Genomic DNA, 15,069 nt, shown 5'->3' with positions numbered 1-15,069 from the left:
ATAATTGAAAAGCTCAACAAGGATGCTTCAGATGAACGCAAAAAAAGTTTTAGTCCAATCTATTGCTGCATCACTCCTCATTGCCAGTGGTTCTACCGTTGCTGCCACAGTAACTAAACAACAAGTAGTCGAACATTACGCGGACGTTGCCCATGCTGTGTTTGCTGATTCAGTAACAACAGCGAAAGCGCTTGATGTAAAAATCGACGAATTTCTAAAATCACCATCAGCGAAAAAGCTTGAAGAAGTAAAACAAGCTTGGCTAGATTCTCGCGTTCCTTACCAACAGTCTGAAGTTTTCCGTTTTGGTAACGCGATTGTTGACGATTGGGAAGGTCAGTTAAACGCGTGGCCACTTGATGAAGGTCTGATCGACTACGTAGCAGCGGACTACCAATACGAATTGGGTAACGAAGGTGCGGCTGCAAACATCATCGCAAACACAAGTCTGCAGATTGGTGCTTCTAAACTGGACGTTTCAAAAATTACGCCAGAATTACTAGCAGATTTAAACGAAGTAGGTGGTTCTGAGGCAAACGTTGCATCAGGTTACCACGCGATTGAATTCTTGCTTTGGGGCCAAGACCTAAACGGCACTAACGCAGGCGCAGGTCAACGCGCTTACACTGATTTCGTTGTGGGTTCTGAGTGTACGAATGGCCATTGTGAGCGTCGTGGAGAGTACCTAAAAGCAGCCGCTGATCTACTGGTTCAAGACCTTGAGTGGATGGAAAAGCAGTGGTCTGCTGAAGTAAAAGGTAACTACCGTGAAGAGCTACTGAACGACTCAGCGGACAATGGTCTACGTAAGATGCTATTCGGCATGGGTTCTCTTTCTCTAGGTGAGCTAGCGGGTGAGCGCATGAAAGTGGCACTAGAAGCGAACTCAACTGAAGACGAGCACGATTGTTTCTCAGACAACACGCATAATTCTCACTACTACAACGAGCAAGGCATCTACAACGTTTACACAGGTACATACAAAGGTGTAAACGGCAAAGAGCTATCTGGTCCAAGTATTGCTGATCTTGTTGCTCAAAAAGATAAGAAAGCCGCGACCGACATTCAAAAGCAGTTTGATACAACACTTAGCCAAGTTGGTGAGCTAGTGACTTCTGCAGAGAAGAATAACCAGCATTTTGACCAACTTATTGCGGCGGGTAACGCACAAGGCAACGCGCTGGTAAACGACACCATCATGTCGTTGGTAGCGCAAACTGGTGCGATTGAGCGAGCGGCAAACATTGTCGGCATCGACAGCCTAAGCCCTGATACTGCTGACCACGAGTTTTAATAAGAAAACCATAATAAATAAGGGCTCTTTGTGAGCCCTTTTGACGTTTGAGCTCGTTGTTATCACCCTTGTTGTTTATGTAGAGCAATGATATGAAGCCATACCTAATTTCTGCGCTAGCCGCGATCCTTTCTTCTTCTGCCATGGCTTACGATGTTAAGTCTGGAGGCAAAACCAGTGTTAAAAAAGACGGCGCGAATGCCTATTCTCTTCCTGCTGCTAACTTGCCAATGAGCAAACGCCTCGATTTTAGCGTCGGTAACAGCTTTTTCCGCAACCCTTGGGTACAAGCGCCAGCGTCAACAGACGCTCGTGATGGCTTAGGCCCGCTTTTTAACACCAATGGTTGTCAGAATTGTCACATCAAAGACGGTCGTGGTCATCCGCCAGAGAAAGATGATTTACATGCCGTGTCTATGTTAGTGCGCTTAAGCATTCCTGCGATGACGCCAGAACAAAAGAAAGCCTACATCAAAGACGGTGGCATACCTGAGCCGACTTATGGTGGCCAGCTTCAAGATTTCGCCCTGCAAGATCAAACGCCAGAAGGCAAAATCGAAATCACTTACACCGATGTCCCAGTGAAATTTAAAGACGGTACGACGGTGACACTAAGAAAACCTCATTTGAACATTACCGAGCTGGGTTACGGCGATATGCACCCAGATACCGAGTTCTCAGCACGCGTGGCACCGCCAATGATCGGCCTTGGTTTGTTAGAGAGTATTCCCGACGAAACGCTACTTGCTTGGGCTGATGAACAAGATGCCGACAAAGACGGTATCTCAGGCAAAGTAAATAAAGTGTGGGATATTGAGAGGGACAATTTCTCGATTGGTCGTTTTGGCTGGAAAGCAGGACAACCGACGCTAATGCAGCAAAATGCAGCAGCATTTAATGGTGATGTGGGTCTTACGAGCCATTTATTCCCAAATGAAAACTGTACCTCGAAACAAAGCATTTGTGACGACATGCCAAATGGCGGCAAACCAGAAGTGAGTGAAAATATTCTCGATTTCGTAGAGTTTTACAGCCAGCACTTAGCTGTACCTATTCGCCGTAATGTCAATGACCCTAACGTGAAACTTGGTCAGCAAATCTTTGCTGCGTCTGGCTGTGAAAGCTGCCACAAGACCAGTGTTAAAACGGCGAAACGACCAGAGTTACCAGCGCTTTCTGAGCAGCTTATCCACCCATACACCGACATGCTTTTGCATGACATGGGTGAAGGCTTAGCCGATAACCGTCCGGAATATCAAGCAAACGGCCGCGAGTGGCGAACAGCACCGCTATGGGGCATTGGTTATACCGAAGAAGTAAACGGACACACTTACTTTCTACATGATGGCCGCGCTCGTAACCTGATGGAAGCGGTGTTGTGGCACGGCGGCGAAGCTGAAACGGCGAAACAAAACGTCTTAGCACTGAACAAAAAAGAACGTGACGCATTGATTGCGTTTCTGAATTCTCTATAAGGAAGCAACCATGAAAAAAACACTATTAGTGAGTGCGATTGCCGCAACGTTAAGTTTGGTTGGTTGCCAATCGACCATCGGTTCGAGCTCAGCCAAGCCTGAGAGTACAAGTCATATTTCTCAAAGCGTGTACGAGGTCGAGTTTCAATCAGCTCAGACGTTTTTAGCGCAAACCACAGAACTTGAACAACGCTTCGCAGATTACTGCGCATCAGAGTCGAAGGATGATGCACAAGTAAAACAGCAGTGGCATCAAACGATGCTTGCGTGGATGGCATTACAAGGTCAAGAACGTGGCCCTGCTACGGCGCTGGAGCAAAGCTGGAATGTTCAGTTTTGGCCAGATAAAAAGAACACTACTGGTCGTAAAATGTCTGTATTGACGAAATCTGACCAAGCTTGGAGTGCAGAAGATATCTCCACCCAAAGTGTCACCGTGCAAGGTTTAGGGGCTCTGGAATGGCTGCTTTACGATAAAGCGTCGACCTTATCTAGCAACAGCAATACTTGTGTGACAGGCGTAGCGATTGCAGAAAACCTCGATAACAAAGCGCAGATCATCGCGGATTCTTGGGCAGAGAACCCTTGGAAATCGCTAGAGATGACGGAATGGGAGTCTGAGTACATTTCACTGCTCTCGAATCAGCTTGAATACAGCATGAAGAAGTTGAGCCGACCGCTAGCGAAGATTGGTAAGCCTCGCCCGTATTTCTCAGAATCGTGGCGTTCAGAGACCTCGCTTTCAAACTTAAAAGCCAACCTTCAAGGGATGGAAGCGTTGTACTTTGCTAACGGGAATGGTCTAGATGCGCTACTTAGAGAGCAAGGCCATGCAGATCTCGCAGACCGTGTTGTTCATCAGTTTGAAATGGCGTTAGAAACTTGGCCAGAGGATAAGAGCTTGTTTGCTGCACTACAAACAAAAGAAGGCTATCGCATGGTGCTCGCTCAATACAACAAGCTAGAGCAATTGAAGTACCTGATTCACGAAGAAGTGGCGATCGAGCTTGGCGTAGTTATAGGATTTAATGCAACCGATGGTGACTGATCAAACCCGCCGAACTTTGCTGAAAGCCGCTCTATTCGGTGCGGCTACACCTATGATGCCATTTGGTTGTTCTTCAACAAGCTCACGTGAGCCTGCGTTGATCGGCTGCTCTATCATTGGCCGAGATAAATATGCAGCGGTGGTGGCGGATGAGCATGGTATGCCGCTATCTTCATTGCCGATTCCTGAGCGTGGTCACGGTGTGGCAACCAACCAACAAGGCCACGCCGTAGTTTTTGGTCGTCGACCAGGTACTTTCTTCATGGTATTTGATTATCGCTCAGGGCAGATGATCAAACTGCAACTAGCAAAGTCAAATCGTCATTTCTATGGGCATGGCGTTTACTCCCACGATGGCACGTTGCTATTTGCCACAGAAGGGGAGAGGGGGACAAGTCGTGGGATCATTGGTGTTTATGATGTGCAGAAGCAATATCAAAAAATCGATGAGTTAACGGGTTTTGGTCTTGGTCCTCATGAAGTGATCATGATGCCTGATGGCGCATTAGCGATTGGCGTCGGTGGCGTACACACCAACGGCCGTGAACCTCTCAATCTTGATAGCATGAGACCGAGTCTGAGTTACCTTTCACAGGAAGGGGAGCTATTGGATCAAGTGTCTTTACCGGATCATAAGTTGAGTATTCGCCATTTAGCTCATGATGGTGCGGAAACCGTGCTTTGTGGTCAGCAATATCGTGGTGAGCCGGACGAGTATCCAGCCTTGATCGCCATGCACACGCGTGGTGGTGAAATGCAAGATCTTCAAGCTGAGCCTGAAGAGTGGGCGCGTTTCAATCACTACGTTGCGAGTATTGCAGCAACCGATGAATGGATCTTAGCCACTTCCCCTCCGGGCAGTTGTTATGGTATGTGGTCTAAATCTACGGGCAAATTGGTAGAGCTAAGTGCGTTACCAGACGCCTCTGGTGTTGTGGTCTATGGCGATGAGTTCCGAGTCAGCTCTGGGGCGGGAAAAGTGGTAGAGCAAAGACCAGAGGAGTCAAAAAGTACCTTCGCAAGCGGAGTGCAATGGGACAACCATTGGTCGAGAATTATCTAGAAAGATCATTGAGTAATTACTTATAGAGAGTTTTGTTGTCGTTTTCGGCATCAGATTCTTAATTTTAAACCTGCAAGCTGTGAGATATTTGCCATACTTTTTATTATGGCAAGTAGCGCAAGGATCATTTCAGTGTTTGCTAGGGTTTTAATCATGACGGCACTTCTGGTGCCGTTTTGCAGCTTTTCCACCGTCGTTTCTCTCGAAGCTTCAGCGCAAGTCGAGCAAGAGGGAGCGGTACAAAAGCTGTCTGTAGAAAAAATGATCCATTATCCAGAGGTGATTGATCAACTGTATCAAAGCACCAATTACCGTTTGAACTGGGAAAATGAAAGTGATATTGAGCAGTTTCTTTTTCAAGTAAACCTGGTTGCACTTGCGGATGTCACCGATGAATTCGAAAATCAACTTCACCGGATAAACCAAGTAAGGTGGCAGGGAGATAATCTCGACTTCGATTTAGTGATGACAGATTCACTCTTGATGTACCTTAGTTATCTTGAGCAACTCCCCGAAGAAGGGATTAATTGGCTATTTACAGACAAAGCCCATGTTACGTTACCCGCTCCTAGCATCGATACTTTATCGGTTCTGAGTAATGAGATTACGGTTGGCAAACTTGGTCAGTTTTTGGCAAGTCTCCGGTCTCCATTACAAACAGATGATGCTTTCTACTCCGCCTATTCTTCGCTATCGGAACATTCTCAGTACCAATATCCTGCCTATCAACAAACTGGGCTAGCACGTGTTGGCGATATATTAGAAAACAGACCCCTATTGATTGAGCGAATGGAGATCGTAGGCGTAGATGTTTCTTACTTGGATTTAGTCACTGAAGAATATGACGAACAATTAGAGCTTGCGATAAAAGAGTTCCAGCGTATTCATGGTTTGAAAGAAGATGGCGTTATCGGCCCGAATACCATTCGATGGATCAACTTTTCTCCTCAAGAGCGATTGCATCTGTTGGCGTTGAATTCTGAGCGTTCAAGAATTTGGTCGAAAGAAAGGGATAATGTTGTCTTTGTTAACGTGCCTGGATACGAAGTCACGTATTGGCATGACGGTCAACCCTTGTTTGAGTCTAAAGTCGTGGTAGGGAGAGCATCAAGAAAAACGCCCATCATGTCGGTAGCACTGGATTCAGTTATTCTCAACCCAACTTGGAACGTGCCTTGGACTATCATGGTTAAAGACATTATTCCTAAAGTAAAACGTAATCCGATGTATTTGATTAACCATAACATTCAAATCATTCGGTCTTGGACTTCGAACGAAATTATTGATCCTACAACCATCAATTGGGCAACGGTGAATCCGAGAACATTTCCTTATCGTATGCGACAGGCGTCGGGCTTACAAAATGCACTGGGATTGTACAAGTTCAATATGCCTAACCCACAAGCTATTTATTTGCATGACACGCCAAGTAAAAACTTGTTTGAACAGGACAGACGCGCATTCAGCTCAGGATGTGTTCGTGTAGAACATGCAGACCAGTTAGCAGAACTTCTGTTCAAAACTCAGGGGTTGGAAGAACGTTTAGCGAAAAAGCGAGAAAGTTCTCGTCGGTCTAACACGTCAGTTCCTTTGGGAGAGCGCATTCAAGTACACATCATTTATCAAACAGCATGGTTGGAAGAGGGAACGCTTTACTACCGTGATGATATCTATAAGTACGATCACCGCAGTTGAAATCTTTAAGGAAAATTTACAAAACGAAGAATTCTCTTTTCGTTCAATAATTAAACAATAATTACTGCGTCTGAAAATCAAGATGGAGTGTTTTATGCGTTTGACGTGACAAATGTGTTTGGTTAATGTCCACGACTTGTCTAGTTGTTGAGCACTGTATTTTGAAATGGTAAGTCGTAACTTTTCCCGCCGAGATTTCCTTAAAATGACCGCTGGTGGTGTGGTGTTGGCGTCTGCCCTGCCATCATTTTCTTGGGCTTCACTCCCTGACGAGCCACGTGCGCTGGCGATGAACAATCTTAATACTGGAGAGATCCTCGAAACATGCTATTTCGATGGAAAACGATACATTAATGATGAACTTCAAAGGCTGAATGAGTTTTGTCGAGACCATCGACGAAATGAGGTTCATCCCATGGATCGACGCTTGTTCGATCAAATAAGTCAAATTCAAAAGTTAATTGGTACAGAAGCAGAGGTGATCGTCATTTCAGGTTACCGTTCTCCTGCCACTAACGCCTCGCTGCGCAACGGGTCTTCTCGTGTAGCGAAAAAGAGCATGCACATGGAAGGAAAGGCCATTGATTTCCGTTTAGACGGCGTGAAGCTTTCAACGGTTCGTGATGCTGCATTAAGCCTAAAAGCCGGTGGCGTGGGTTATTATCCAGGCAGTAACTTTGTTCATATCGATACGGGTGCTGTTCGTTCCTGGTAGTGCCAGTTGAGACAAGGTTTCTAGTCTCAGAACGTCGTCGATTACCCACAGTTCAAAGCTTGAAGTCGCTAGGCCTTAGTGTCATAGTTGCGGCAGTTTTCACGCAAATTTATTCGGTATAGGTTATCTATGGCTCTGAAATACCAAGTTGTTCCAGTAACATCTTTCTCTCAAAACTGTTCTATTGTCTGGTGTGACGAAACCATGAAAGGCATTGTGGTTGACCCAGGCGGCGATGAAAAGCAGCTCGCTATGCTTATCAAAGAGCTGGGTGTTGACGTGGTAAACCTAGTGCTAACTCACGGTCACTTGGACCACGTAGGTGGCACGGAGCCGCTGTCTGCACTGCTTGGCGGTACAGAGATTGTTGGTCCTCACAAGGCAGATAACTTCTGGTTGCAAGGTTTGGAAGGTCAGAGCCAAATGTTTGGTTTCCCACTGACAGAAGCGTTTGAACCGCACCAATGGCTAAATGAGGGTGACACTGTCACTTTTGGTAATCAAGTGCTGAACGTATTCCACACACCTGGTCATACACCTGGTCACGTTGTGCTTTACAGTGAAGAAGCGCGTTTAGCGTTTGTGGGTGACGTTTTGTTTAACGGTAGCATTGGTCGAACTGACTTCCCACAAGGCGATTTCAATACGTTGATTAGCTCTATCAAAGAGAAATTGTGGCCTTTAGGCAATGATGTCACGTTTGTCCCTGGTCACGGCCCTCAATCGACTTTCGGTCATGAGCGTAAAACTAACCCGTTCGTTGCTGACGAGATGCCGCTTTACTAAAAGTGCGTGTACTAAGCATTATTCTGGCTCGGCGGCAGCTAAGTATCGCCGAGTCAGTCCCACAAAATCCTCAGCCTCACGATCTAGATCACTTGCTGATATAAATAGATCGTAGCCATAAAAGCCTCTCTGATACTTCATCCGGTTGGCGAGCATCGCTAACAAACCTTTGTACTCAATCCCATCTCTGTTTATATACGGTTTAGGGTCAAGCACCATATCCTCAAACTTATCTTCACACTGATTTTGTTTCGCGCCTAAGTAAAGCAGTGCTCGCTGGCTGAGGAGAATTTCAGTCGCTATACGAGGGCAGATTGAATTTAAGTAGGGTGAGTAGTGTTTTAGACGAATACCGATCCAAGGTAGCGGTTGGTGCCAGCCTTCCTGTTGGTAGCTACAAATACCGATTGACTCAATATTTCGCCATCTGACGACCCAACCTCCTTTAAAAAGGTGTTGCTGAAAGTGAGAAGCTGTCAGCGTAAAAGTGACTTGGCTTTTCTTAATCATCAAGATGGCGAAACCAACGATTGCAGACATCAAAATGACCGACAACATGGCTTGCTTCCATCCCGGAGAAATGGCAACCAAAAACAAAGTGATGAGTGCAACGAGCAACAAAAGTATTCTGTTGATAGGGGAGTCGGGTTTGAAATGTGAATTTGTTAGGTGCAGCGTTTCCATGCTTATAACCTCATCGAATACTTGTTCAAAAATGAGTGGGCAGCTTTATGTGCATTGACTTGCATTTAAAATAAAACAAACCTCTGTTTTTATACCCAGTATTCAATAAATCCGTTCATAAAATATCTGATTAAATAGTAGACGTTCTATGCTTTGAGCGCATTTTTCATCGCGTTTCGCCGCTAAAACCTACAAATTGCTTGTGAATTTTGGTATAAAACGCGCTTCAAATTTTCATCCCTGCTGAGATGCAGTGAACTGGAGAAATATTCAATGAGACTTGCTCATAAGCGTAAAGTGCAGATGAAACTGCAAAAACGCATTAAAGCGACAGTAGCAAACTTAGCTGCAGCACCTAAAGCAGTGAAGCCTGTTGCGGAAAAAGCAGTAGCACCTTCTGTTGCTGAAAAAGCTGTTGCGGAGAAAGTAGTAGCTGATAAAAAAGTAGCTGCAGTGAAAACAGTTGATGTTGCCCTTACTCCTAAGCAACAACAAGTATTAGACATCGTTATGGCGAATGCTGAAGGTATTAACCCTAAAGGCATCGGTCTAGCTGCAGGTCAAGAAGATACTAAAGCGGCATCATGGGCTACTGGCGCACTAAAGAAGCTTCTTGAAGAAAACCTAGTTCAAAAAGAGCAGTTAGCAGGTAACAAAGTTATCTACAAAGCAGTTTAATTACCGCTACCGTTCTAGATTGAATACCTCGGCCGATGCCGAGGTATTTTTTTATCTTGGTATTGGAAATAATGCATTAAGTTCTGACTTTAACACTACCAATAAGTGGTTTGTCACATTTTCTTAAATACTATGTAAATTTTTTGGCAGAAAAATACGTAAGTATTGTCTTTTATTTTTATTCATAGATAAAAATATAATTTATTGATTTTGCTATTATTAGTCTTTTGTCATGACGGTTTTCCTACGTACTTGTACGTAATACCTTAGGCTAATGCCTTATTGATGAATCACTCGCTTCCGTGTTCATGCCCATTTCGCATTAGACAACATTGTTACATCTTTTATACCGAATACAGCCAATCCTAATGAAATGGATGACAACAATAACCTTGGTGATAAAGGACGTGAACGATGAGTCTAATCCAAAAATCTTTAAAACGAGTGCTCAAAACAACCGCTGTCGCTGCCGCGATGGCACTCGCAGCGACTTCTGTAAACGCTGCTGAAAAAGTCTATCGTTTAAAGCTTGCTGAAACTTGGGGGCCTAATTTCCCAATTTTTGGTGATACCACAAAAAACATGGCCAAAATGGCGGAAGAGATGTCCAACGGACGTTTGCAAATCCGCATTGATTCCGCAAACAAGCATAAAGCGCCTTTTGGGGTGTTTGATATGGTTAAGTCGGGTCAGTATGACATGGGTCACTCAGCGTCTTATTACTGGAAGGGTAAGGTTCCAAACACACTTTACTTCACTTCTATGCCCTTCGGTATGTTGCCAACTGAGCAGTATGCATGGTTTTACTACGGCGGTGGTATGGAGCTGATGGAAAAAGTGTACTCTCCACATAACTTGATGTCTTTCCCTGGCGGTAATACCGATACTCAGATGGGCGGGTGGTTCCAAAAAGAGATCAAGTCCGTCGAGGACTTACAGGGTTTGAAAATGCGTATCCCAGGATTTGCTGGTGAGATTTTGGCTGAGTTAGGTGCCAAGCCAACGAATATCGCCCCTGGTGAGCTATATACTTCTCTAGAGCGTCGCACAATTGATGCCTTGGAATGGGTTGGTCCATCGCTGGATCTACGTATGGGCTTCCACAAAATCGCGCCTTACTACTACACAGGTTGGCATGAGCCAGCGACTGAGCTTCAGTTCCTCGTTAACAAGCGCACCTGGAACCGTCTACCTGATGATCTAAAAGCGATTTTGCAAGTAGCCATGAAAACGGCCGCTTACGATATGTACACGCAATCGAAACACGAAAGCGGCAAAAACTGGGCATCTATTAAGTCTGAATACCCAAATGTTGAAGTAAAAGATTTCCCACCTGAAGTCGTAGCTGCGTTGCGAGAAGCAAACGATCGTTTGTTGAAAGAACATGCAGAAAAAGATGCTTTGGCGAAAGAGATTCAAGAGTCGCAAGCGAACTATATGAATCAAGTTCGACCATGGTCAGATATTTCGCACCGAGCGTACTTAAACAGTCAAGCTCAACAATAACGTTATGAAGCAGGCGATGCCAAGAGGTTTAGCCTGCTATCGAAGCCCAAGAAAACTTCATAATGAATGCTCCGCACCATAGCGGAGCGCATCTAAACGTTCCACGGAGTTCGGAATGAGAAGTCTTATTTATATTGAGCGATTATTTAACCGCTTTAGCGATTTTCTCGGATGGTTATCCAGCATCCTGTTTATTTTGTTGTTAGCAAACGTTGTGTACGACGTTGTCATGCGTTACGTGTTTAATGATGTGTCTATCGCATTCCAAGAAATGGAATGGCATCTATTCTCTGCCGTGTTCTTGCTTGGTGTGCCTTACGCAATTAAGTCCGGTGGCCATGTTCGCGTCGACATTTTTTATGAACGCTTATCTTACAAAGCACAATCCATCATCGACATCATAGGCACACTATTTTTCTTATTCCCTTTTTGCCTACTGGTAGCTTGGTTTGGTATTGATTTCGCCAAGGAAAGTTACGCGTTAGGCGAGACGTCTGGTGACCCAGGTGGCTTACCATATCGTTGGATTATCAAAGCGATGATTCCGCTGTCATTTTTCTTTATGGCGGTGAGTGGTATTGGATTATTACTTCATTCAATCAACAAAATTGTCAACCCTCATCTCATCTATGCCGGTAATAACGGTAAGTCGTAAAAGGAAGTCATTATGATCGGTATAGTGATGTTTTTTGTTGCGCTCTTTGCGCTTCTATTGGGATTTCCCGTTGCCTTTACTTTTGGTGGTATCGCGCTGATTTTTGGTGTTTGGGCTGAAGGCATCGAGATGTTTGCTTTTATGCCATATCGAATTCAGTCCATTATGGAAAATACGGTGCTAATGGCCGTACCGCTGTTCGTTTTTATGGGGCTAGTGCTACAGAAAACGAAGCTTGCTGAACAGCTACTAGAATCAATGGGGCGTTTGTTCGGTGGCGTTCGCGGTGGTATCGCTATTTCTACCGTGTTAGTTGGCGCATTGCTTGCAGCTTCAACGGGTGTGGTAGGCGCATCAGTTGTTGCGATGGGCTTAATATCTCTTCCTGTGATGCTCAAGTACAATTACGACAAAGGTTTAGCGTGTGGGACTATTTGTGCGTCTGGCACGTTGGGCCAAATTATCCCACCTTCTATCGTGTTGATCTTGTTGGGTGATGTACTTGGCGTACCGGTAGGGGACCTATTTCAAGCTGCGATCTGGCCCGGTATTACACTTGTTGGCGCCTATGTGATCTACATTCTCATCTACGCGAAGTTGAACCCTCAAGCCGCACAGGCGATAGAGCGCGATGAGTCGATCAGTCGTAAACAAGAAGTGCTCACCGCACTGAAAGCTGTATTGCCACCTTTAGCATTGATCATCGTGGTATTGGGCTCCATCTTTGCAGGGATTGCAACACCAACAGAGTCAGCGGCACTGGGGGGTGCAGGTGCGATTATTTTATCACTATTGTATAAACAGTTTAGTTGGTCGATGATTTATGATGCATCAAAAGAGACAGTTAAAGTAACCGCAATGGTCTTTGCGATCTTACTTGGTGCGACCGCCTTTTCAATGGCATTTACCTACACTGGTGGTGATTATTTAGTTGAAGAGTGGATGTTAGAACTGCCGGGTGAAAAGTGGGGATTCCTTATTATTACCATGGTGGTGATTCTGATTTTAGGTTTCTTTATCGACTTCGTTGAAATCTGTTTTATCATCGTGCCAATTATTGCGCCAGTCGCTGAATTGATGGGCATTAATATGACGTGGTTTGCGATTCTTATTGCGATGAACTTGCAGACGTCGTTCCTCACACCGCCATTTGGCTTTAGTTTGTTCTATCTAAAAGGTGTCGCTCCAGCAGGGGTTACTACGCGTGATATCTACAAAGGTGTGATGCCATTCATCGCGATTCAGATTGTTGTGTTGACGTCTTTGCTGTTTTTCCCAGGTTTTTACGGTATGAGTTAATCACTCGATAATAAAGAGATTTTGTGAACTGAGAGTTTTTACCTTTTGAGACAAGTTGTTAAGCTGTTAATTATGTCTATGCAGACACAATCGATTAGTTTGTACTGCTAAGATAGTAAGCTGTAAAGGCAGCGTTTCATGGAGGGAAGGGATGCCTCTCAAAGCAAAGTTAATTCTGCTGACACTGATACCCGTGGTATTGGTGTCAGCGAGTATCAGCTGGATCTCTATCTATCAAACCAAGACCCTTGGCAAAAGGGAGGTAGAGATCTTTCATCAAAACCTGATCCAATCAAAAGAAGCGGCGCTGAAAGATACGGTCGACGTCGCTTTTGACTCCATTTCTTACATCTACAACGATCCGACATTAGAAGAGAGTGTTGCCAAAACGCGTGTGAAAGCGATTTTAAATCGTTTGAGTTATGGGTCTGACGGCTATTTTTTTGCTTATGATAAATATGGTACCAACCTTGTACACCCAGTTCTTCCGGAGCTTGTCGGGGAAAACTTACTCTATCTTGAAGACGAAAATGGCGATCGCTTAATCGAAGCTTTATTGTATCAAGCGCAATCAGGTGGTGGATTTCATCAGTACCTGTGGCAAAAGCCATCTACAGGTGAAGTTGTCCCTAAGCTTAGTTACGCTGCATGGCTCGATAAGTGGGAATGGATGATAGGGACTGGGCTGTATATTGAGGATGTCAGCCGAGAAGTCGCCAATATGCGCGCGGCAGTGAACAAAAATATCGAAACGACATTTTTCTCAGTCGTCGTGATCTTAGCGGTGACCGTTGCTGTAATCATTGTTCTCACTTTGGCGATCAATCTGCACGAGCATCGCCTCGCTGATAAGAACCTGAAAGAATTGGCACATAAAACCGTGATGTTCCAAGAAGATGAGAAAAAGCATTTAGCGCGAGAACTGCACGATGGAATCAATCAGTTGTTAGTCTCCAGTAAATGTCATTTAGACTTAATGAGTCATAGACTTGAAGACGAAAAACTCAAATCCCACTTAGATAAATCACAACGATCGCTCGTCACCGCGATAAATGAGGTGCGGCATATTTCTCATCAGCTCCGTCCAAGCGCCCTCGATGATATCGGTTTAGAAGCAGCACTGACGACCTTGCTACAGGATTTTCATTCCCATTCTGGGATTGATATCGAGAGCAATTTCGATACTCAGCAGCACAAACTGACTTCGGAAGTCGCAACGACGCTATATCGCGTCGCTCAGGAGTCTTTGAATAACATTGAAAAACATGCGCGAGCGAAAAAAGTAACGGTTACTTTGCAAAAAATGGGCAATATGCTGCAATTACTCATACGTGACGATGGGGTTGGATTTGTGGTTAACCATGCAGTGCACCAACAAGGGATTGGGTTAAGGAACATGCAAGAGCGTGTAGAGTTCATCGGTGGTGAATTTGAGCTAATGAGTGAGCTTGGCTTGGGAACAGAGATTACTGTGCTGCTTAATTTGGATGAAATAGTTTATGGATAAACCGATTAGTGTAGTGATTGTCGATGATCATCAAGTAGTATTGGATGGCTTCATGGCTCGTTTGGAGTTAGAGCCTGACATCGAAGTGGTGGGTACAGCAAGTAATGGCTTGGAAGCGATAGAGGTCGCAAAACACTTGCAACCGGACGTCATATTGATGGATATCAGCATGCCAATAATGAACGGTATTGAAGCGACTGGTGTAATTAAAGAAGCTCGCCCAGAGAGCAAAATACTTATGTTGACCATGCACGATAATCGCGAGTACATCATGAAGGTCATGCAAGCTGGTGCCGTAGGATATATGCTCAAGGAAATCTCGGCCGAGAAAATGGTGCAAGCAATAAAAACGGTGAACCAAGGCTCGACGTATTTCTGTGAATCCGTCACACAAACACTCTTTACCCAAGAAGTGGTGCCTGCCACGCAAAAAACGAATCCTCTCAGCCGCAGGGAAGAAGCGGTACTTAAATTAGTTGCTCAAGGAAACAGCAGCAAGAAAATCGCCACTTTACTCAATATTAGTTATCGAACGGTAGAGACGCATCGCCATAACATTAAGCACAAGTTGGACTTACATTCGACGGCAGAGTTAGCAAAATATGCGTTTGAAACTGGGTTGACTGAGTAGGAGAGTAGTGCCCGCAAAAAGCGAGCACGTGGG

Annotated in this window: 14 protein-coding genes; 13 read left to right on the top strand and 1 reads right to left on the bottom strand. The window is 44.8% G+C overall.

Features of this window, described 5'->3' with window-relative positions; all coding sequences use genetic code 11:
- Positions 1-31 precede the first annotated feature (31 nt).
- From R7O12_RS16565 to R7O12_RS16535, 7 genes are all read left to right on the top strand, one after another.
- Entirely contained in the window at positions 32-1,294 is a 1,263-nt protein-coding gene (locus R7O12_RS16565; protein ID WP_199266795.1) for an imelysin family protein, read from the top strand.
- Positions 1,295-1,386: 92 nt separating this feature from the next.
- The gene (locus R7O12_RS16560; protein WP_318105890.1) at positions 1,387-2,769 is read left to right on the top strand and encodes a di-heme oxidoredictase family protein; all 1,383 of its coding nucleotides are present in this window, start codon (positions 1,387-1,389) and stop codon (positions 2,767-2,769) included.
- Between the two features lie 10 nt (positions 2,770-2,779).
- Positions 2,780-3,817 (top strand): imelysin family protein, encoded by a 1,038-nt coding sequence (locus R7O12_RS16555; protein WP_033905647.1) that lies wholly within the window; start codon positions 2,780-2,782, stop codon positions 3,815-3,817.
- The gene (locus tag R7O12_RS16550) at positions 3,798-4,880 is read left to right on the top strand and encodes a DUF1513 domain-containing protein (RefSeq protein WP_256902908.1); all 1,083 of its coding nucleotides are present in this window, start codon (positions 3,798-3,800) and stop codon (positions 4,878-4,880) included. Before R7O12_RS16555 ends, R7O12_RS16550 begins: the two co-directional genes overlap by 20 nt.
- Before the next feature lie 153 nt (positions 4,881-5,033).
- Positions 5,034-6,575, top strand: a complete 1,542-nt coding sequence (locus tag R7O12_RS16545) for a murein L,D-transpeptidase (protein WP_005376852.1) — start codon at positions 5,034-5,036, stop codon at positions 6,573-6,575.
- A 166-nt stretch (positions 6,576-6,741) separates the two neighbouring features.
- Positions 6,742-7,290 (top strand): DUF882 domain-containing protein, encoded by a 549-nt coding sequence (locus R7O12_RS16540; protein ID WP_031778936.1) that lies wholly within the window; start codon positions 6,742-6,744, stop codon positions 7,288-7,290.
- Between the two features lie 129 nt (positions 7,291-7,419).
- Positions 7,420-8,076 (top strand): MBL fold metallo-hydrolase, encoded by a 657-nt coding sequence (locus R7O12_RS16535; protein WP_005376855.1) that lies wholly within the window; start codon positions 7,420-7,422, stop codon positions 8,074-8,076.
- A gap of 18 nt (positions 8,077-8,094) precedes the next feature.
- On the opposite strand, the gene R7O12_RS16530 is transcribed toward R7O12_RS16535, so the two are convergent.
- Positions 8,095-8,760 carry a DUF2982 domain-containing protein gene (locus tag R7O12_RS16530; RefSeq protein ID WP_005376857.1) on the bottom strand — a complete coding sequence of 222 codons (666 nt, stop codon included), beginning with the start codon at positions 8,758-8,760 and terminating at the stop codon, positions 8,095-8,097.
- A gap of 273 nt (positions 8,761-9,033) precedes the next feature.
- On the opposite strand from R7O12_RS16530, the gene R7O12_RS16525 reads away from it, so the two are divergent.
- The 6 genes from R7O12_RS16525 to R7O12_RS16500 all read left to right on the top strand — a co-directional run bounded on the left by R7O12_RS16525 (position 9,034) and on the right by R7O12_RS16500 (position 15,036).
- A complete protein-coding gene (locus R7O12_RS16525; protein WP_005376863.1) occupies positions 9,034-9,438 on the top strand; it encodes a hypothetical protein in 405 nt (134 codons plus the stop codon).
- Between the two features lie 414 nt (positions 9,439-9,852).
- Positions 9,853-10,944: a TRAP transporter substrate-binding protein gene (locus tag R7O12_RS16520; RefSeq protein WP_017636112.1), complete on the top strand. Its 1,092-nt coding sequence runs from the start codon at positions 9,853-9,855 to the stop codon at positions 10,942-10,944.
- A gap of 115 nt (positions 10,945-11,059) precedes the next feature.
- Complete coding sequence (locus tag R7O12_RS16515; RefSeq protein WP_005376869.1) at positions 11,060-11,599, top strand: TRAP transporter small permease subunit; 540 nt, start codon at positions 11,060-11,062, stop codon at positions 11,597-11,599.
- Positions 11,600-11,611: 12 nt separating this feature from the next.
- Complete coding sequence (locus R7O12_RS16510) at positions 11,612-12,898, top strand: TRAP transporter large permease subunit (RefSeq protein ID WP_017636111.1); 1,287 nt, start codon at positions 11,612-11,614, stop codon at positions 12,896-12,898.
- Between the two features lie 151 nt (positions 12,899-13,049).
- Positions 13,050-14,405, top strand: a complete 1,356-nt coding sequence (locus tag R7O12_RS16505) for a cache domain-containing protein (protein ID WP_005376873.1) — start codon at positions 13,050-13,052, stop codon at positions 14,403-14,405.
- Positions 14,398-15,036 (top strand): response regulator, encoded by a 639-nt coding sequence (locus R7O12_RS16500; RefSeq protein WP_005376875.1) that lies wholly within the window; start codon positions 14,398-14,400, stop codon positions 15,034-15,036. The genes R7O12_RS16505 and R7O12_RS16500 overlap by 8 nt, the downstream gene beginning before the upstream one ends.
- The last annotated feature ends 33 nt before the right edge of the window (positions 15,037-15,069 follow it).

The sequence above is a fragment of the Vibrio sp. Vb1574 genome, from assembly GCF_033338675.1.
The sequence above is the reverse complement of the archived record's forward strand: the minus strand, read 5'-3'. Positions and strand labels throughout refer to the sequence as shown.